Here is a 21439-nt window from a genome sequence, read left to right on the forward strand (position 1 = left end):
GCAAGGTGAGCTATGAATATATTATTTCTATCAATTGGAAGATTGAATAGCATTTTAGATAAGGGTATTTATTCTGACCTTCTTAGAGAATTTAGGAATCAAGGTCATGAAGTTTATATTGTAACTCCTCTGGAAAAAAGAACTAACAAAGAAACAAGTTATTTTGTAGAAGATGATGTTCACTATTTAAAGGTTAAAATAGGGAATATCACAAAAACTAATCTAATTGAAAAAGGAGTATCTACTTTACGAATAGAAACTCTTTTTTTAAAGGCAATTAAAAAGAATATGAGCAATGTTAAATTTGATTTGATTCTTTATTCTACGCCACCAATTACATTTGAAAAAGTTATTAGATATATTAAAAATCGGGATAATGCAAAATCTTATTTATTATTGAAAGACATATTCCCTCAAAATGCTGTTGATTTAAAAATATTTTCTGAAACAAGTATTATTAATAAATACTTTAGATATAAAGAAAAGAAATTATATCTCAATTCAGATTTTATAGGTTGTATGTCCCCGGCAAATGTAAAATTTATAGTTAAAAATAATACTTTTTTAAAATCAGAGAAAATTGAAGTTTGCCCTAATTCTATAGAACCCTTAGAAATAAAATATAGTTACGAAAAGAAAAAGGAAATTCGCAAAAAATTTAATATACCATTAGATAAAACAATATTTATTTATGGTGGAAATTTAGGCAAGCCTCAGGGAATAGATTATTTAATAGAATGTTTAGAAACTAATCGTAATAATAAAGATGTCTATTTTATTATTGCGGGGTCGGGTACTGAATATAATAAATTAAACGAATTCTTCGTGAAGAATAATATAAATAATGCTCAATTATTTAAACAATTACCTAAAGAAGAGTATGAAATTTTGGCTAATTCTTGTGATGTGGGTTTAATATTTTTAGATAACCGATTTACTATTCCTAACTTTCCATCACGATTATTATCATATATGCAGGCATCCATGCCGGTATTGGCTGCAACAGATATTAATACAGATATTGGAGAAATAATTGAACAAGGTGAATTTGGTTATTGGTGTGAAAGTAAGGACGTAAAGGATTTCAATAAGAAACTTTTAAAATTTACAGATGAGACAGATAGAAATAGAATGGGCTCAAATGCTAGACTATACTTAGAAAATAATTATACTGCAAAACATTCATATGAAATAATAATGAAACATTTCACTTAGAGGAGAGAAGGAAAGTATGTTTAAAGATAAGATTTTACTTATTACAGGTGGTACCGGGTCATTTGGTAATGCTGTAATGAAACGTTTTTTAAATACAGATATCAAAGAAATTCGTATCTTCTCACGTGATGAAAAAAAACAAGATGATATGCGAAAAAAATATAATAATGATAAATTAAAGTTTTATTTAGGAGATGTTCGGGATATTAACAGTGTGAAAAATGCAATCTTTGATGTTGATTATGTGTTCCATGCTGCAGCCCTTAAACAAGTTCCATCATGTGAATTTTTCCCTATGGAAGCCGTAAAAACAAATGTAATTGGGACAGAAAATGTAGTGAATGCATCCATAGAAGCGGGAGTAAAAAAGGTGATTTGCTTATCTACTGATAAAGCGGCATATCCAATTAATGCAATGGGTATTTCAAAAGCGATGATGGAAAAAGTCTTCGTGGCAAAATCTCGTACAGTGAATCCTGAAAAAACCTTGATTTGTGGTACACGTTATGGGAATGTAATGGCTTCTCGAGGTTCAGTAATTCCATTATTTATCGAGCAAATTAAAAATGGAGAGTCTTTGACAATTACAGACCCTACAATGACTCGATATCTAATGAGTTTGGAAGAAGCGGTAGAATTAGTAGTTTTCGCTTTCCAAAATGCGAAAGCAGGAGATATTATGGTTCAAAAATCACCAGCTTCAACAATTGGAGATCTAGCAAAGGCTCTAATAGAACTATTTGAAGTTGATAATAAAGTTCGCATAATTGGAACACGTCATGGAGAAAAATTATACGAAACTTTATTAACGCGTGAAGAATATGTTGTGGCAGAAGATATGGTTGGATTCTACAGAGTACCGGCAGATACAAGGGATTTAAATTATGATAAGTTTTTTGAAGAAGGGGATAGTAAGTTATCTTCTACAGAAGAATATAACTCACATAATACATACCGTTTATCAGTAGAGGAAGTAAAAGGTAAGCTCCTTGAATTAGACTATGTACGTAAAGAGTTGGAGGCTTGGAAAGCAAAATGAGTATTGTTATTACAGGTGCAAATGGTTTTATAGGAAAGAACTTAGTAGCTCATTTAAAAGCAAATAACTTTGAAAATATTGTTGAAGTAACTAGAAAGACAACAGAGCAACAGTTAATAACCGCATTGAAAGAAGCTGAATTTGTTTTTCATTTAGCTGGTATCAACCGCCCAATACATGAATCAGAATTTATGGAAGGAAATCGTGATTTTACTTCTAAAATTGTTGATACTTTAAAGCAATACAACTCAAACTGTCCTATATTAATAACATCTTCTACTCAAGCAGAGCGTGAGAATTCTTATGGAGAAAGTAAACGTGCAGGTGAAGAGGTAGTTTTTGATTATAAAAATGAAACAGGTACTGATGTATATGTTTACCGACTACCAAATGTTTTTGGAAAATGGTGTAAACCGAACTATAATAGTGCTGTAGCAACTTTCTGTCACAATATTAGCAGAGGTTTAAAAATTAAAGTAAATGATCCCTCTGTTGTTTTAAACTTAGTATATATTGATGATGTAATTGAAGAGTTTACAAATACTATAACTGGCAAGCCAAATAAGGTAAATGATTTTTGTGAAATTCCTCATTTATATTCAAAGCAACTTGGAGAAATTGTAGAGTTAATTTATTCATTTAAAAGTAGTCGGGATGAACGTACAATCCCTACGATGACAGATCCGTTTACTAAAGCTCTATACAGTACTTATTTAAGTTATTTACCAGAAGATGAATTTAGTTACCCTTTAAAAATGAATATAGATAACCGGGGGTCATTTACCGAATTTATCCGTACTGCTGATCGAGGGCAAGTATCAATTAATATTTCTAAGCCAGGCATTATTAAAGGAAATCACTGGCACCATACTAAAAATGAGAAGTTTTTAGTTGTAAGTGGGCAAGGTGTGATTCGCTTCCGTAAAATTGACTCCACAGACATCATTGAATATTATGTGAGTGGAGAAAAGTTAGAAGTAGTAGATATTCCAGTAGGATATACTCATAATATAGAAAATTTAGGCGACAATGATATGGTTACTGTTATGTGGGTAAATGAAATGTTTGACCCAAAGCAACCAGATACGATGTACTTGGAGGTTTAATTGTGAAAAAGTTAAAAGTAATGACAGTAGTAGGGACACGTCCAGAAATAATTCGTTTATCAGCAGTAATTAATACATTAGAAAATTCAGATGCAATCGAACATATTTTAGTTCATACAGGTCAAAATTATGATTACGAATTAAATGAAGTATTCTTTAATGATTTTAATTTAAAAAAACCTGATTATTTTTTAAATGCAGCAACAGGTACAGCAATTGAGACAGTGGGGAATATTTTAATTAAAATTGATCCTATTTTAGAAGAAGTTAAACCAGATGCATTTTTAGTGCTTGGAGATACGAATAGCTGTTTATGTGCAATTGCTGCAAAGCGTCGTCAAATTCCAATTTTCCATATGGAAGCAGGCAACCGTTGCTTCGATCAACGTGTTCCTGAAGAAACAAACCGTAAAATTGTTGACCATATTGCGGATATTAATTTAACATATAGTGACATCGCACGTGAATATTTGTTGCGTGAGGGATTACCAGCAGATCGTATAATAAAAACAGGCAGTCCTATGTTAGAAGTATTGAATTCTCGAAAAGAGGATATTGAAAATTCAAATATACTTGATCGTTTAAATTTAGAAGAAGGCAAATACTTCTTAGTATCCGCGCATCGTGAAGAAAATATTAATTCAGAGCGTAACTTCATGAAATTAGTAGAATCTATTAATACAATTGCAGAAAAATATGGATATCCAGTAGTCATGAGTACACATCCACGTACACGAAAAATGATTGAGCAAAAGGAAATTTTATTTAATCCATTAATATATACGCTAAAACCACTAGGATTCAATGATTATAATAAACTTCAAATTAAATCAAAAGCGGTATTAAGTGATAGTGGAACGATTAGTGAAGAATCTTCTATTTTAGGTTTCCCTGCATTAAATATTCGTGAAGCTCATGAGCGTCCTGAAGCGATGGAAGAGTCTTCTGTTATGATGGTAGGGGTAGGTTCAGAACGGATTTTACAAGGACTAGCTGTACTAGAAACACAAGAAATTAAAACCTTAAAGTTGGTTAAAGATTATTCGATGCCAAATGTGGGGGCTAAAATATTAAGAATAATTATAAGCTATACAAATTATATTACAGGAAACACATATAAAAAATAAATTTGGAGGACTATATGAAAGTATTATTGATTGGCCCTTCTAACACCCTATATATGCCTTATTTGGATAACTATACAAGAATATTAAAAGAAAATAGTATTGAATATAGTATAATAATATGGGATAGATTTGGAATTGAAAATAATGAGCATAATAAGATTATATATAGAGATAAGAAATTAGGACATAAGAGAAACCTTTCAGACTATTACTCATTTAGTACATTTGTGAAAAAAGAAATCAAAAAAATAGGTGCAGAAAAAATTATTGTATTTGGGTTGCAAATATTTTTCTTTCTTCACAGACTTCTTGATAAATTTTATAAGGATAGATATATGTTAGATATAAGGGATTATCATCGGTTAATTAATTTTATTCCAAGAAAAATATTTAGTAGAATTAAAAATATTGTTATTTCATCGGCTGGATATAAAGAATGGTTGCCAGAAGATAATTTAATATTAAATCATAATTCAAAAATTAAAATGGATGAAATAACAACAAATATAAATGTGGATTTTGGAATAAAACCAATAAAAATATTATGTATTGGTGCTTTAAGAGATTATGAAATAAATGAAAAAATAATTCATAGTTTGGGCAATAACAAAAAATATGAATTAATTTTTAGAGGTGAAGGTACAATAAATAACCAATTATCAGATCTAATAATATCTAATAATTATCATAACGTTATACTTTCAGGTAGATATGAACAAAAAGAAGAGAAAGCATTCTACATTGAAAGTTCTTTTATTAATGTTTTAAGATCTGCTAAAGATATTAATAATAATACAGCATTACCAAATAGGTTATATCAAGCTGTAGAAAAAGGCATACCCCTCTTAGCTTATAAAGGAACTTATTTGAGTAAAATAATACATAATTATAAGTTAGGGCTGGTTTTATATGATTTAACTACTATTGATAAACAAATAGAAGAATATATTCGAAACTTTGATATTCTAAAATATAATGAAAATAGAAAAATATTCCTAGCAAAAACTTTGGATGATAATAATCTATTTAAAGATACTATTTTGAATTTTTCAGAATCTAAGGAGCAATAAGGCATGTGGGTTTATTTAATAGTTGTCTTTGCTATATTTGTGTTAATGTTTTTTGAAAAGGTATCTTTTGATTATAGAAAAAAAAATTTAAAAAAGTTTAACAAAAATGGTTTCTTTTTCGCTGCATGTACAATTCTTTTTATTTTTTCAGCCTTTCGTTATGATGTCGGTTGGGATTATTGGGCTTATTATAATACAATAAAAAATGATTATGTTACTAATATTATTTCTAGAAATGAATATTTAACTATTTTTTTGGTTGATTTATCTAAATTTATTGGAATAACAAATATTTATTTTTTTATAAACTCATTAATTTTAATGATATGCATTTATCTTGTGATTGTTAAATATAGTAATAATAAATGGATGAGTTTAATAGTATTTGTTACATTTCCATTATTTTATTTAAACTCTTTCAGTGTTATCAGAATATTTACAGCAATCGCTATTACATTTTATGCATTTAAATATATTATGGAAAATAAATTTTGGAAATACATTTTTTTTGTATATATAGCTAGTTTATTTCATCAAACAGCTCTAATAGCTATTTTATTTTATTTTATTAAATATATAAAAGTCAAAAGATCTTGGGTTTTATTCCTTGTATTTATATCTCCCTTTATGGGAGTTATATTAGAAAATATAGTTAATCTATATTTCCCGGAATATTCAGTTTATTTAAATGAAACAGATAGTATTGAAGGGACAAAAGCAATATTAGTTTTTCTTCTAATGGGAATTTTAGGATTTATATATTGGGATAAATTAGTATATAAAGATTTTTCAATGGAAGTTATGTTGAAGATATTTTACTTTAGCTTATTTATATATATAGTATTCTTAGAAAACGGTACTATTGGTCATAGATTTTCACTTTATGGTACAATCTTCTTCATTTTAATTCTCCCAAAATTTATGTCACTTATAAAAAAAGATGAACAGTTTACTTTAAATCTGATTATATATCCAGTATTTATTTTGTTTTATATTTATATTATTTATACAGGCGCAGTTACTTATCTGCCTTATGATACTATATTTAATTTTTAAAATTTAAGGTGGTGTTTTTATGGCTAAAATTTCAGTATTAATGGGTGTATATAATAAAAGTGCAAGATTAAAAGAAAGTATAAATAGTGTATTAAATCAATCTTTTAAAGACTTTGAGTTAATTTTAATTAACGATGGTTCAAGTGATCATAGCGGTGAAATTTGTGACATTTTTGCTAAAAAAGAATCAAGAATTAAGGTATATCATCAATCAAATAAAGGGGTTTCTTATACGAGAAACAGAGCAATAAATCTTTCTAATTCTGAATTCATATCTTTTTTAGATGCTGATGATACTTACGAATCTGATTTTTTAGAGAAAATGATTAAAAAAATAAATATATCAGATAGTGATGTCTGTTATTGTGGTCATAATTATGTGAGTTCAAGAAAAACAAAAGCAAGATTTAATTTTAAAACGGGAAGTATTTTAGTCGATTATTTGAAAAATAAATGTACACCTAATACTAACTCCTGGTTAATTAGAAAAGCTTTCATTTTTAAACATAATATTAAATTTCAAGAAGACTTAAATTTTGGGGAAGATATGTTATTTTTTTCAGAGATATTGCTGAATTCCAAAAATACTGTTTGTGTAAATGAATATTTAACTAATTATTTTTTAAATATTACTAATAGCTTAAGTGAAAATTCTATTGAAAAAATAACTTTAGATTTGTTGTGGTTAAATTTGCTTAAAGAAAAAGTGATTTTAAACCCAAATATACATTTTTCCTTAAAAAAAAAAGCTATATTAACTATTAATAATTACAGGATTCCAGGTAGTATAATTTATAGATTTAACAAGAACTTCAATGAGTTACTTAAAATTAATTTAATGGAGCACTATTACTTGATACATTTCAAACATTTAAATAATTTTAGTTTTGTGAACGGTGTAAGGAGTTTAAAATTATATTATTACAAATTTAAATTTATTATTAAGTTTTATTATCATCGTTTTAAAGAGGAGATTTAATATGGAGGAACTTATTTCTATAATTATTCCTGTTTTTAAGGTAGAAAAATATATAAGAAGATGTGTGGATTCTATTATTAAGCAGAGTTATAAAAATATAGAAATTATATTAGTTAATGATGGTTCACCAGATAAATGCGGTGAAATTTGTGATCAATATGCTAACGAGGATAAGAGAGTAAAAGTTTTACATAAAAAAAATGGTGGTCTATCAGAGGCAAGGAATAGTGGGATAGAAGTTGCAACAGGTAAGTACGTAACATTTATTGATAGTGATGATTGGATACATGAAAGTTATTTAAATACTTTATATAGCTTAATAATTAATCACAATGGTGATATTTCCGTTTGTAATTTAATAGAAGTTATAAACTACCATAAAGATAAAATGATTGAAAATGAAAAGGTTAATGTATATTCAAATTTGGAAGCGATTGAGCAACTTACAGGAAGTAACTATAGTCAGATGGTGGTAGCATGTGGGAAATTATACCGAAAATCCCTATTCGATAATATTAATTTCCCAGTAAATAAAATACATGAAGATGAATATACAACGTATAAATTATTTTATGCAGCTTATAAAATAGTTGTTACTAATTCTGAACTATATTACTACTTCCAACGTGAAGGGAGTATTACAAAATCAGAATTTAACATTCGAAATAGAATTGATGCTTTTGAAGCCGTATTTAATAGAGCTATTTTTATGGAAGAAATAGGTTTAAAAAATGCAAGTAGCTATACTTATCGTATGTCTTTTTGGATATACAGAGAAATCTATAATAAATCAAATAAAAGAGAAAAATTAGATTATACTTGGTTCTTTAAAAAAGAGATGCAAAGGTTAAAAAGAAAAATAAGAAGAAGTGATGAAAAACTATTATATAAATTTTTTTGTGAATTATATTTCAATAATCCAAATATGTCGGAGTTAATGTTAAAAGGTGTTAGAAAACTAAAAATTACAATGAAATTATAAATCAAAACTTTTTAGTGTATTAGTATTGAATTTACAAGTTGAATTCTCAAACATTCAATCATTTAATTTATAAGAGATATAATGTCAAATAAAGGAGTATCTTTACTGATTGAACTGAAATTCAATTACTATATTTAGAGAATGAGGTATTAAATTGAACGAGATAATGGTAACAATCAGATGTTTAACATATAACCATGAAAAGTATATAGCTGATGCTATTGAAAGTTTTTTGATGCAAAAAGTAAGTTTTAAATATGAAATAATTATTCATGATGATGCTTCAACAGATCGCACCGCAGAAATTATTAAAGAGTATGAAATGAAATATCCAGATATTATAAAACCAATCTATCAAAAGGTGAATCAATATTCCATGGGAATTAAAGTATCTTCTTTTGTTCGAGATAAAGTGAGAGGTAAATATATTGCTGTTTGTGAGGGAGATGATTATTGGATTGATCCATATAAATTACAAAAACAATTTGAATTCATGGAAGAGCATTTAGAATGTAGCTTATGCGTCCATGGTGGAAATGTTGTATCTTATAATGAGAAGAAAGTCTTATATCAAAATAATGCAGCTAGTAACAATCGTTTTTTCACTGTTGAAGAAATTATTAAAGGTGGTGGCGGGTTATTTTTAACAAATTCTATGTTCTATCGTAGCGAACTTGATAAACAAAGGCCAAATTTTTTACTAAATAGTCCAGTAGGAGATTATCCACTAACAATTAATTTAGCTCTGCAAGGAAAAGTATACTATATAACCGACATAATGGCAGCTTACCGCACTGGGGATAATAATTCATGGACAGCAAGAGAAGCTTCTAATAAAGTTAAAAAAATAAAGCATTTTGATAAAATTAACGAAATGCTAGAAGAAATCAATTGTTATACCAACTATAAGTATAGTGAGGCAATTCGTTATACAAAAAACTTAAATCATTTTGGAATATTAATCGAACAAAGGTTATTTAAGGAAATAAAGCTTGGAGAAATGAAAGAGTTTTATGAAAATTTGAGTGTTAAAAATAAAATTAGCATTTATATAAATCAGTATTTTCCAGTTATATTCAAGATTTTAAAACTAATTCAAAGGAAGTTGACTTAGTTGAGCTATGAAATAAATAGAACCAGAATCATTTCATCATTAATTTGGAAATTACTTGAACGTGGCGGAACTCAGGGAATCCAGTTTGTTGTGCAAATTATATTGGCCCGTCTTTTACTGCCCGAAGAATTTGGAATAATCGTGTTGGTTGTAGTCTTCATTGCGGTTGCTAATGTTTTAGTTCAAAGTGGGTTTAATACGGCATTGATACAAAAAAAGGAAGTAGATGAAATAGATTATTCTTCGGTATTTTACTTTAATGTACTGATTTCGGTTATTCTCTATGGTATCTTATTTGTTAGTGCTCCGAAGATTGCAATTTTTTTTAATGAACCTATATTAGATTCTGTATTAAGAGTATTAGGAATTACTTTATTTATTAATATTTTTGTTTCTATGCAAAATGTAATGATTTCCCGTAATTTACAATTTAAAAAATTATTTATAAGTAGTTTAGGTGCAGTTATAATGTCGGCAATAGTGGGGATTAGCATGGCTATAGCTGGTTATGGTGTCTGGGCATTAGTTGGACAACAAATTATGAATCAATTGATGGTTATGTTCATATTATTCGTTACTGTAAAATGGAGACCTAAGTTACATTTTTCAATGACTAGATTGAAAAAATTATATAGTTTTGGGTGGAAGTTACTTATAGCTTCTTTAATTGACGTAATGTATATAAATTCAAGAAATCTTATAATAGGTAAAATTTTTAGCTCTGCATCATTGGGTATTTATAACCGTGGAGAGCAATTTCCACAATTGATAATTAGTAATATTAATGGATCGATTCAATCTGTAATGTTGCCAGCATTTTCAGCTTTTCAAGATGATAGAAAACGTGTGAAAGAAATGATGCGTAGGGCAATTGTGACTAGTTCATTTTTTATTTTTCCCATGATGGTTGGGTTAGCTGTAATTGCAGAACCGTTAGTAAGATTACTACTAACCGAGAAGTGGTTACTTGCGGTACCTTTTATTCAAATTTTTTCTTTTTCTTACATGTTATACCCTATTCATACTGTAAACCTTCAAGCATTAAATGCGATTGGTCGAAGCGATTTATTCTTAAAGCTTGAAATTATTAAGAAGTCTATAGGCGTAATTATATTAGTTATTAGTATTCAATTTGGTATTTATGCGATGGCTTGGGGTATGTTAATCGGGGCAGTAATCAGTAGTTTTATTAACGCTTCACCAAACACTAAACAGTTAAATTATGGTTATATAGAACAATTGAAAGATATATTACCCTCTTTTACGGTTGCAATGTTTATGGGGAGTATTATCTACTCATTGAAATGGCTGGATTTGCCCGAAAATATTATACTTGGATTACAAATTATTATAGGCGTATTTGTATACATTATTTTGGCAAAGTTATTTAAATTAGAGAGTTACAGCTATTTACTAGGAATTATTAAATCTAGATTAAAGAAAATATGATAAATGGGGGTGTTCTTTTGAAAAAGATATTATTGTTAGGTGGTTCAATACAGCAAATTCCAGCTATAGAGTATGCTAATGGACAGAATTATTATACAATTGTGTGTGATTATCTTCCAAATAACCCAGGACAACATTTTGCTAAAAAGTATTATTGTATAAGTACGACTGATAAGGAAGCTATTTTAGAAATTGCTATAAAGGAAAAAATTGATGGAATTGTCGCATATGCTTCTGATCCAGCGGCACCAGTTGCTGCTTATGTAGCAGAAAAATTAAAACTCCCTACAAATCCTTATTTATCCGTGGAAGTGTTAGCTTTCAAAGATAAATTTCGAAAATACTTAAGGGACAATAGATTTAATTCACCAAAGTCGGAAAGTTTTTATTCCTTTGAAGATGCTTTGGGGAAATTGGACCAATTTAAATTTCCCTTAATGGTGAAACCTATTGATTCTTCTGGAAGTAAGGGAGTTTCAAAAATACAAAATAAATCTGAGTTTGAAAAAGCTTTTAATTTAGCAATAAATAATTCTAGAATAAAAAAAATTATTCTAGAAGAATTTATTGAAAAAGACCATCCCTATATGATTGCAGGAGATTGCTTTGTAACTAATGGAAAAGTGGAGTTTTTAGGATTATTAAATAGTCATCGTAATAAAAAAAATAATCCTTTTGTTCCTATTGGGACTAGCTATCCTATAGTTTTAAATTTAAAGAGACTTAAATTGATTGAGGAAGAAATTCAACGTCTTTTTAAATTACTAAATATTAAATTTGGTGCATTCAATATGGAAATAATGATTGACAAGAATGATTTTTTATATTTTATAGAAATAGGCCCCCGTAATGGAGGGAATATGATTCCAGAGTTATTAAAATATTCAACTGGAATCAACATGATTGCAGCTACCATAGAAACAGCTTTAGGGAATACATTTAATTTTGAATTACCTAATAATCATGAATGCTACCTATCGACATACGTTATCCATACTAATAAAAAAGGAATTTTAAAGAGTTTAGTTTATGACGATAAGGTTATTAAGAAAATTTTTAAAGAAGTTAGGTATGTGCATGATGGAGATGAAATTGGAATTTTTGATGGAGCAAATAAAGCTCTGGGAATTATATTTTTGAAATTTGATTCTCAAAAAGAACAGTTAGAATTTATGGAAAATCCATATAAATGGATAAATGTCATTTTAGAATAGGTGATAAAATGAGAGAAATTGGTGGGTATTTACAATTAGAAAAATTTACAGAAAATCCATATCATAAAGAAGCCATTGAATTGAATACAGGTCGAAATGCCCTGTTATATCTAATAAAAGCTAAACAAATTCAAAAAATATATATACCTTATTATTTGTGCGATTCTGTATCGAATATGTTAAAGAGATATGGTATTACGTATGAATATTATCATATTGATACGAATTTTAAACCTATTATTTCGTTTGAATTAAAAGACCAAGAATTATTATATATAGTTAATTATTTTGGTCAAATTAGTAATAAACAGATAAAAGAATACAAAGATAAATATTCCTCTATTGTAATTGATAATACTCAAGCATTCTTTCAATTACCTGTTGCTGAAACAGATACATTATATTCAATTAGAAAATATTTTGGTGTTCCGGATGGAGCTTATTTATACACAAATCAAACTATATCAGAATCATTAACGATTGATCGTTCAAGTGAAAGAATGCGTCATCTATTAGGTCGTTATGAAGGAAAGGCTTCTACATATTATAATGATTTTAAAGAAAATGATGATTCTTTTGAAGGGTTATCATTATTGAAAATGTCTAAATTAACTAAAAACTTATTAGGGGCAATTGATTATGAACAAGCTGAGAGAATCCGAAATGAAAACTATGGTGTACTGTCACAAGGTTTAAGTGAACTCAATTGTTTAAAACTTTCTAAGCCAAATGGTCCCTTTATGTATCCATTATACATAGAGAACGGTATGGAAATAAAAAAATATTTAGCGAATAAAAAAATATATATACCAACTTTATGGCCTAATGTACTAAGAAAGGCTGATCATAACAGTATTGAATATCAATATGCAACAAATATCATGCCTTTGCCATGTGATCACCGATATGGTACGAAAGAAATGGAGTATCTTATTAGAGCAATTAAGATGAAAGGGGAGTGATTTAATGTTTGAGAATTTTAGAGTGTACTTGAGAGCATTAGAACCAGAAGATTATAAAAAGTCTATAATTTGGCGCAATGATGATGAAATTTGGGGAATGGTTGGGGGACCAAAACATTTTGTATCTAATGCCTATGAAAAAAAATGGGTAGAAGATGCGATTTTTAATACATCTAATATAACATTAGCGATTTGTTTAAAAGATACGGATGAGTATATCGGAAATGCGTACATTACAGATATTAACTGGATTAATAGGTCAGCTCATGCGCCATCAATGATAGGTGAAAAGAAATATTGGTCAGCTGGCTTAGCAACAGAAGCGAGAATTTTATTATTATATTTTGCATTTTATGAAAGAGGATTTAATAGAATTTATGCACATATATTGGAAGATAATATTGGTTCACAGAGAATGTGTGAAAAATGTGGGTATAAGAAAGAAGGCTTACTAAGGGAGTCTGTGTATAAAAATGGCACTTTCAAAAACCAGGTTGTGATGTCTGTCCTTAGAAGGGACTTTGATATCGAATTAGACAATTTTTTATCAAAAAATCAGTAAAAAAATATTTTATTAATTATGGATATAGGGGGGGACATTAATGAGTGTGATTCAAGTAACCCGTTCTTCAATGCCTCATTTTGATGAATATGTACATGAGATTAAAGAGTTATGGGATAGTCGCTGGTTGACTAATATGGGTATGAAGCATAATGAATTGGAAAAGCAATTATGCTCGTATTTACAAGTTCCTTTTGTATCTTTATTCTCTAACGGGCATTTAGCCCTTGAAGTTGCATTAGAAGCACTTGAGTTAGATGGAGAAGTTATTACGACGCCGTTTACATTTGCTTCGACAACTCATGCTATTGTTAGAAGGGGATTGAAGCCTGTTTTTTGTGATGTGAACCCCATTGATTATACAATAGACGTTTCGTTAATTGAATCATTAATTACCGATAAGACAAGTGCAATAGTGCCTGTTCATGTCTATGGACATATGTGTAACGTGAAGGAAATAGAAAGTCTTGCTCAGAAGTATAATTTAAAAGTGATCTATGATGCAGCACATGCATTTGGGACTAAGTTGAATGGAAAAGACGTAGGGAGTTTTGGTGATGTGTCGATGTTTAGTTTTCATGCTACTAAAGTCTTTAATACGATTGAAGGTGGTGCACTAACATTTAATAATGAACTATACGTAAATTTATTTCAATCTTTTAAAAATTTTGGGATTACAGGACCGGAAGATGTTTCTTATGTAGCGGGGAACGCAAAAATGAATGAGTTTCAAGCAGCAATGGGATTATGTAATTTACGTCATGTTGATGAAGAAATTGCAAAGAGAAAACATGTTGTAGAACAATATAAGAAAGAGTTGAGTGGGATTGAGGGTATTCAACTTTCCCCAGAGCAAGAAGGTTTGCAGTCTAATTATGCGTATTTCCCGGTAATGTTTAATGGTTATAAGTATTCACGGGACGAAATAATTAAACGTTTAGCGGAACATGATATTTTCGCACGTAAGTACTTTTATCCGTTAACCAATGAATTCGCGTGCTATGAAGGTAAGTTTGACTTAGGTAGTACTCCTGTAGCAGCTTATATTGGTAATCGTGTGTTGACATTACCTTTATATGCAGATTTAAATTTAGAAGATGTAAATCGTATATGTACGATTATTAAATCATGAGAGTAGGTGTATCAATGAAAGGAATTATTTTAGCAGGTGGATCAGGTACTAGACTTTATCCTTTAACAAAGTCTGTATCAAAGCAGATTTTACCGATTTATGACAAGCCGATGATTTATTATCCGCTTTCTATATTAATGCTTGCAGGGATACGTGAAATACTAATTATCTCAACACCCAGGGATATCGAGGTATTCAAGGAATTATTGGGCGATGGTTCTCATTTAGGGATATATTTGGAATATATGATCCAGGAAAATCCAAATGGTTTAGCTGAGGCGTTTATTTTAGGTGAGGCGTTTATTGGTGATTCATCTGTAGCACTTGTATTAGGAGATAATATCTTTTATGGGTCAAACTTTGGTAATCGATTGCAACAGGCTGCAAAACTTGAAACAGGAGCAGTAATTTTTGGTTGTTATGTGAACGATCCCCGTGCATATGGTGTAGTAGAAGTGGACGAAAATATGAATGCGTTGTCGATTGAAGAAAAACCAAAACATCCGAAATCGTCATATGCAGTGCCAGGGTTATATTTCTTTGATAATCGAGTTGTGAACATAGCTAAAAATATCAAACCTTCAGAACGTGGAGAGCTGGAGATTACATCTGTGATTGACTATTATTTACAAAAAGGTGAATTGAGGGTCAAACTTACAGGTCGCGGTCTTGCATGGTTAGATACAGGGACACATGAATCCTTATTAGAAGCTTCGAATTTTGTCGAGGCTGTGCAAAAGAGACAAGGTCTTTATATTGCCTGTATAGAAGAAATTGCTTTCCGAAGAGAATATATAACAAAAGACCATTTATTAAAGTTGGCTGAGCCTTTATTGAAAACTGACTATGGAAAATATTTAGTCGATATTGCGCAAGAGGTTGGGGTGAGATAAATGAAAGTATTAGTAACTGGAGGCGCTGGATTTATTGGTGGAAACTATGTACAATATATGGTTAATAAATATCCAAATTACCACATTGTAAATTTAGATTTATTAACGTATGCTGGTGATTTAACTAAGCATAAAGAAATAGAAAATAGAGAAAACTATTCTTTTGTGCATGCGGATATTGTAGATCGGGAGAAGATTTTTTCTTTATTTAAAAATGAAAAATTTGACTATGTTGTCCACTTTGCTGCTGAAAGTCATGTAGACCGTTCGATTAAAGAACCAGATATTTTTGTGCGTACTAATGTAGTGGGAACACAAGTATTATTAGATGCTGCTAAATCGATTAATGTGAAAAAGTTTGTTCATGTGTCAACTGATGAGGTATACGGAGAGTTGGATTATGATCCATCGACATTTTTTACTGAAAAAACACCATTAGCTCCAAACAGTCCATATAGTGCAAGTAAAGCATCATCTGACTTCTTTGTACGAGCTTACCATGAGACATTTGGATTACCCGTTAACATTACACGTTGTTCAAATAACTATGGTCCTTATCATTTTCCAGAAAAGTTGATTCCATTGACAATTTCTCGTGTATTGAATGACCAAAAGGTGCCTGTGTATGGAGATGGAAAAAATATACGAGACTGGCTACATGTATATGATCATTGTACTGCGATTGATTTAGTATTACATAAAGGTATCAATGGCGAAGTATATAACGTTGGAGGACATAACGAAAAGACGAACTTGGCAGTAATACAAACGATTATTCGAGCGTTAAATAAGAATGAAAATTTAATTGAATACGTTGAAGATCGTTTAGGTCATGATAAACGCTATGCGATTGACCCTACTAAATTAGAAGAATTAGGTTGGCAACCGAGGTATTCTTTTGAAACAGGTATTGAGCAGACAATTCAGTGGTATTTGGATAATAAAGAATGGTGGCAAAACATTCTTAATGGAGAATACCGTGCGTATTTTAAAAAGCAATACAAATTATAAAAAGAAATTATCTGCAATGAATGCATTAACGTATACTTTAAATGAAATGTAAGATAGAGGGGTTAAATTCATGAACATTCTAGTAACTGGCGGAGCTGGATACATTGGATCTCATACTTGCGTCGCTCTTCTAGAGGCGGGACATTCAGTAATAGTATTGGACAACCTAAGTAATAGTAATTATGAAGTGATTAATAAGATTCAACATCTTTCAGGGAAAGAAATAACCTTTTATGAGATGGATGTAACAGATCCTTTGGCTGTGAGTCGTGTGTTCCAACGACATGAATTGGATGGGGTTATTCATTTTGCTGGTTTAAAAGCGGTAGGAGAATCAGTTGAAAACCCTTTAATTTATTACAAGAACAACTTAGTCGGAACATTGGTATTGGCTGAAGCTTGTTTAAAGTACCATGTGGGGCGTTTTGTATTTAGCTCCTCTGCTACTGTGTATGGGGATAATCAGGTGCCGTTCGTTGAGTCTATGGAATTATTGCCTACTACGAATCCTTATGGTGAAACAAAGGCTATGAGTGAACGTATGTTACTAGATATTTCTAAAGCAAATTCAGATTTTGCTGTAACACTTTTACGTTATTTCAATCCAGTGGGTGCGCATGAAAGTGGTATAATTGGTGAAGCACCCGATGGTATGCCCAATAATTTGATGCCATATATAACAAAAGTAGCCAAAGGAAAACTGAAACTTCTACGTATATTTGGTAAGGATTATCCGACAGTTGATGGTACAGGTGTTCGAGACTATATTCATGTGTTGGATTTAGCTGATGGGCATGTTGCTGCAATTGAAGGTTTGTTTAAAGGAGTTAATATATACAATTTGGGTACAGGTAAAGGTACTAGCGTATTAGAACTTCTAAAAGCATTTGAACAAGCAAACAATCATGTTATACCTTATGAAATCGTGGAGCGTAGACCGGGAGATATTGCTTTGTGTTATGCTAATGCTTCAAAAGCTGAGCAAGAATTAGGTTGGAAAGCCAAACGTGATCTTATTTCAATGTGTCGTGATGCTTGGAGATTTGAGAAGAATCTAAAAGATTAATGCTGATTTAAAATTTATTACTAAACAAAAATTTACTTATATTTTACCAATTCGTGTTGCATTCTAGTTGAAAATGAAATTGCTAATGATTTTTATTCTATACCATTGCAGATTTTTGTGGAAAAGCACCGGTTCTATAGAGCCTAAAGTCGAATATAATTAACTAGTTTCATTGCATAATATTTAAAGAAAAAAAGTTACTCTTGTTTTTAGCGCCCATTCCTAGTATGTGGGCGCTTTTTAACATATAATAAATTAGTATATTGAGAATTATCGTTATAAATGCAAATATTAATTTTAAAGGATGGAGGATTTTTTTGCAGCTACAGTTATTAAAAACACATATTTTAAACTATGATTTAACAAACATTGACTGGCAGCACTATACACAAAAAGTAGAAGTACTCCATGATTACTTACATCGTGCGGATCATAATACTACCGGCTGGATGCATTCACCACTTGAAGGCCAGAATGCACTATTTGCGCAGATTCATGAAGTTGCGACAGAAATTAAATTAAAGGCGGACATCCTTATAGTTGTGGGAATTGGCGGATCATATCTCGGTGCGCGGGCAGTACAGAATGCATTAACTCCCCATTTTATAGAACGAAAATCCGGCATTGAAGTCGTATATGTCGGTCAAAATATAAGTGGTGCTTATGTTCAAGGATTAATCGACTATATAAAAGATAAGCGTGTCTATGTCAATGTGATTTCAAAATCAGGTGGAACGATGGAGCCTGCATTAGCCTTCCGTGTTTTCCGTCAATACATGGAAGACAAGTACGGTGTAGAGGCAAAGAATCGTATTATCGTTACTACGGATGCCGAGACTGGTATACTGCGTGAGATTGGCCATAATTCCGGCTATCGTCAATTTGAAATCCCTTCTAATGTCGGTGGTCGTTACTCGGTATTAACACCTGTAGGATTATTGCCGCTTGCTGTAGCTGGTATTGATATTGACGCATTAATGAGCGGTGCCAAATCTGCCGCAACGGAATTTTCAGCATCTCATTTGGAAGACAATGAGGCGTATCGTTATGCCGTATTACGTCATGCATTGCATACACAAGGGTATAAAGTAGAACTGCTTGCTTCGTTTGAACCTGCCCTAAAACGTTTCCATGAATGGTGGATGCAGCTTTTTGGCGAAAGCGAAGGAAAAGAGGCGAAAGGGTTATTCCCGACATCGGCCAATTTTTCTACTGACTTGCATTCGATTGGTCAATTTATTCAAGAAGGCAGTCCGATTTTATTCGAGACATTGCTTCACTTTAAAGAATTGGCTGTCGATTTTAAAGTGCCGTTTGATGCACGTGATGAAGATGGACTGAACTATTTAGCCGGTCGTACATTTAACGAAATCAATGCAGTTTCCAAACAAGGGACAGCGTTGGCCCACTCGGAAGGCGGGGTGCCTGTCATTCAGTTGGAACTTGATAGATTAGATGAATATCATTTAGGTTATTTAATATTCTTCTTTATGAAAGCATGTGCGATGAGTGCGCTGTTACTGGAGGTCAATCCATTTGACCAGCCGGGTGTAGAAGCATATAAGAAAAAGATAATGGAACTTTTAAAGCAAGAGAAGGTGTCGAAGTGATTACAGTTAAAACTCAGTTTGAACAATGGGCAGCAGCCCAGCTACCAGAATACTTAAAACAAGAGTTAGATGAAATTCGTACGGATGAACGATTAGTAGAAGATCATTTCTATCAAAATGTGAAATTCGGTACGGGCGGTATGCGTGGGGTACTCGGTGTTGGTACGAATCGCATGAACATTTTTACAGTACGCCGTGCAGCAGCAGGACTTGCCCAGTATGTATGTGAGGGCGGCGAAGAAGCGAAGACAAGAGGGGTTGTCATCGCTTATGATACACGTCATTTCTCTAAGGAATTCGCAGTTGAAACCGCAAAAGTTTTAGGTGCTTACGGTGTGCATAGCTATGTGTTCAGTGAATCACGTCCGACACCTGAACTATCTTTTGCCGTTCGTTATTTATACGCCTATGCGGGTGTTGTCATTACGGCAAGCCATAATCCGAAACAGTATAACGGTTTTAAAGTGTACGGTGCAGACGGAGCACAGCTTGTACCTGTAGGAGCAGATGCGATAGTTTCTTATATGGATAAAATTGAAGATATTTTTGCGATTGAAACAGCGGAGTTTGAACAGTATGGTCAATATATTTTAGAAAAGATTGATCAGGCATATCAATTGAGTCTGCTTCAATTAAAAGAACAGCCTGTGAAAAGCAATATGAAACTTGTTTACACAGCACTTCACGGGGCGGGATTAGTGCCTGTATGTGAAGGGTTAAAAGCATTTGGTTTTGATGAAGTACATGTCGTTGAAGAACAAGCTATTCAAGATGGAGCGTTTCCGACAGTTCCTTATCCGAATCCGGAAGAGGCAGCGGCATTTGAAATGGCAATGGAGTTAGGTCATCAAGTAGGTGCAGACTTACTGCTCGCAACTGATCCGGATGCAGACCGTCTTGGCGTTGCAGTTAAAGACGGCCAATCGTATGAACTTCTGACTGGTAATCAGCTAGGGGCGTTACTGTTAAACTATATTTTACAAACAAAGCAAAGTAACGGAACACTACCTGAAAACGGAGTTATGATTAAAACGATTGTCACATCTGAATTAGGTGCGAAGATTGCTGCTCATTACGGTGTGGAGACAGTTAATACGTTAACTGGTTTTAAATACATTGCCGAAAAAATCGCAGAATATGAACAGTCAGGTGCGTATAAATATTTATTCGGCTATGAAGAAAGCTACGGCTATTTAATCGAACCATTCGTACGTGATAAAGACGCGGTGCAAGTGGCGTTAAAAGTAGCGGAAATGGCAAGCTTCTATGAGTCACAAGGTAAGACATTGCTTGATGCCTTAGAAGATGTGTACAAACTGTTTGGCTATTACAAAGAAGCACTCATATCTAAGGTTTTTGAAGGTAAATCGGGTCAGGAGGAAATGGCCATGCTGTTAGATACGGTTCGCCAAAACCCGCCAGCTGAAATTGCAGGCAATAAAGTTGTTCTATACGAAGATTATTTAACAGCGACGGCAACTGCAATTACAGGTGACAAGCTACCGATCGATTTACCAAACGAAAATGTACTGAAATTTATACTGGAAGACGAATCGTGGATCGCTATCCGCCCATCCGGAACTGAACCGAAATGTAAATACTATTTTGGTGTGACGGGGGAAAGTGAGAGTCAAGCTTCAGAACGATTGGAACAATTGAAATTGAGTTTTATATAGAAGATAAAAAGGCTTTTAGAATGAAATATTCTAAATGCCTTTTTGCATTTTAATAGAAGAAAAACTTGAATCCTAGGTATATATTTAAAGTTTCGAGACTATACTATTAGAAAGATATTTATAGAATCTATTTACTGTACCAAAATAGTTGAGAATCAAAAAAACGTCAGTCAGCC

At 31.5% G+C, this 21439-nt stretch carries 19 protein-coding genes; all 19 read left to right on the forward strand.

Annotation, left to right across the window (positions count from 1 at the left end; translation table 11 throughout):
• The first annotated feature begins 12 nt into the window (after positions 1 to 12).
• The 19 genes from MKX73_RS12495 (at position 13) to MKX73_RS12585 (ending at position 21263) form a co-directional block, all read left to right on the forward strand.
• Positions 13 to 1215 carry a glycosyltransferase family 4 protein gene (locus MKX73_RS12495; RefSeq protein WP_340717714.1) on the forward strand — a complete coding sequence of 401 codons (1203 nt, stop codon included), beginning with the start codon at positions 13 to 15 and terminating at the stop codon, positions 1213 to 1215.
• Positions 1216 to 1231: 16 nt separating this feature from the next.
• Entirely contained in the window at positions 1232 to 2254 is a 1023-nt protein-coding gene (locus tag MKX73_RS12500; protein ID WP_340717715.1) for a polysaccharide biosynthesis protein, read from the forward strand.
• Complete coding sequence (locus MKX73_RS12505) at positions 2251 to 3360, forward strand: capsular polysaccharide biosynthesis protein CapF (RefSeq protein WP_340717716.1); 1110 nt, start codon at positions 2251 to 2253, stop codon at positions 3358 to 3360. The genes MKX73_RS12500 and MKX73_RS12505 overlap by 4 nt, the downstream gene beginning before the upstream one ends.
• Before the next feature lie 2 nt (positions 3361 to 3362).
• Positions 3363 to 4487 (forward strand): non-hydrolyzing UDP-N-acetylglucosamine 2-epimerase, encoded by a 1125-nt coding sequence (gene wecB / locus MKX73_RS12510; protein ID WP_340717717.1) that lies wholly within the window; start codon positions 3363 to 3365, stop codon positions 4485 to 4487.
• A 14-nt stretch (positions 4488 to 4501) separates the two neighbouring features.
• Positions 4502 to 5557 (forward strand): hypothetical protein, encoded by a 1056-nt coding sequence (locus MKX73_RS12515; RefSeq protein ID WP_340717718.1) that lies wholly within the window; start codon positions 4502 to 4504, stop codon positions 5555 to 5557.
• A 3-nt stretch (positions 5558 to 5560) separates the two neighbouring features.
• Complete coding sequence (locus MKX73_RS12520) at positions 5561 to 6613, forward strand: EpsG family protein (protein ID WP_340717719.1); 1053 nt, start codon at positions 5561 to 5563, stop codon at positions 6611 to 6613.
• Between the two features lie 19 nt (positions 6614 to 6632).
• Positions 6633 to 7592, forward strand: coding sequence for a glycosyltransferase family 2 protein (locus MKX73_RS12525; protein WP_340717720.1), 960 nt, complete (start codon positions 6633 to 6635; stop codon positions 7590 to 7592).
• A 1-nt stretch (position 7593) separates the two neighbouring features.
• Entirely contained in the window at positions 7594 to 8574 is a 981-nt protein-coding gene (locus MKX73_RS12530) for a glycosyltransferase family 2 protein (RefSeq protein ID WP_340717721.1), read from the forward strand.
• Between the two features lie 154 nt (positions 8575 to 8728).
• Positions 8729 to 9688, forward strand: coding sequence for a glycosyltransferase (locus MKX73_RS12535; RefSeq protein ID WP_340717722.1), 960 nt, complete (start codon positions 8729 to 8731; stop codon positions 9686 to 9688).
• Positions 9689 to 11137, forward strand: a complete 1449-nt coding sequence (locus MKX73_RS12540; RefSeq protein ID WP_340717723.1) for a lipopolysaccharide biosynthesis protein — start codon at positions 9689 to 9691, stop codon at positions 11135 to 11137.
• A gap of 17 nt (positions 11138 to 11154) precedes the next feature.
• Positions 11155 to 12351 (forward strand): ATP-grasp domain-containing protein, encoded by a 1197-nt coding sequence (locus MKX73_RS12545; protein ID WP_340717724.1) that lies wholly within the window; start codon positions 11155 to 11157, stop codon positions 12349 to 12351.
• 8 nt (positions 12352 to 12359) lie between these two features.
• Positions 12360 to 13313, forward strand: coding sequence for a hypothetical protein (locus tag MKX73_RS12550; protein ID WP_340717725.1), 954 nt, complete (start codon positions 12360 to 12362; stop codon positions 13311 to 13313).
• Between the two features lie 4 nt (positions 13314 to 13317).
• Entirely contained in the window at positions 13318 to 13875 is a 558-nt protein-coding gene (locus tag MKX73_RS12555; protein ID WP_340717726.1) for a GNAT family N-acetyltransferase, read from the forward strand.
• A gap of 40 nt (positions 13876 to 13915) precedes the next feature.
• Positions 13916 to 15007, forward strand: a complete 1092-nt coding sequence (locus MKX73_RS12560) for a DegT/DnrJ/EryC1/StrS family aminotransferase (protein WP_340717727.1) — start codon at positions 13916 to 13918, stop codon at positions 15005 to 15007.
• Between the two features lie 14 nt (positions 15008 to 15021).
• On the forward strand, positions 15022 to 15900 hold the full coding sequence (gene rfbA, locus MKX73_RS12565; RefSeq protein ID WP_340717728.1) for a glucose-1-phosphate thymidylyltransferase RfbA: 879 nt from the start codon (positions 15022 to 15024) through the stop codon (positions 15898 to 15900).
• The gene (gene rfbB, locus MKX73_RS12570; protein WP_340717729.1) at positions 15901 to 16911 is read left to right on the forward strand and encodes a dTDP-glucose 4,6-dehydratase; all 1011 of its coding nucleotides are present in this window, start codon (positions 15901 to 15903) and stop codon (positions 16909 to 16911) included.
• 70 nt (positions 16912 to 16981) lie between these two features.
• Positions 16982 to 17977, forward strand: coding sequence for a UDP-glucose 4-epimerase GalE (gene galE / locus MKX73_RS12575; RefSeq protein ID WP_340717730.1), 996 nt, complete (start codon positions 16982 to 16984; stop codon positions 17975 to 17977).
• A gap of 317 nt (positions 17978 to 18294) precedes the next feature.
• Complete coding sequence (locus MKX73_RS12580) at positions 18295 to 19587, forward strand: glucose-6-phosphate isomerase (RefSeq protein WP_340717731.1); 1293 nt, start codon at positions 18295 to 18297, stop codon at positions 19585 to 19587.
• Entirely contained in the window at positions 19587 to 21263 is a 1677-nt protein-coding gene (locus tag MKX73_RS12585) for a phospho-sugar mutase (RefSeq protein ID WP_340718894.1), read from the forward strand. The genes MKX73_RS12580 and MKX73_RS12585 overlap by 1 nt, the downstream gene beginning before the upstream one ends.
• Positions 21264 to 21439 lie beyond the last annotated feature (176 nt).

Source organism: Solibacillus sp. FSL W7-1436 (assembly GCF_038007305.1).
In the GTDB taxonomy this organism is placed as follows: domain Bacteria; phylum Bacillota; class Bacilli; order Bacillales_A; family Planococcaceae; genus Solibacillus.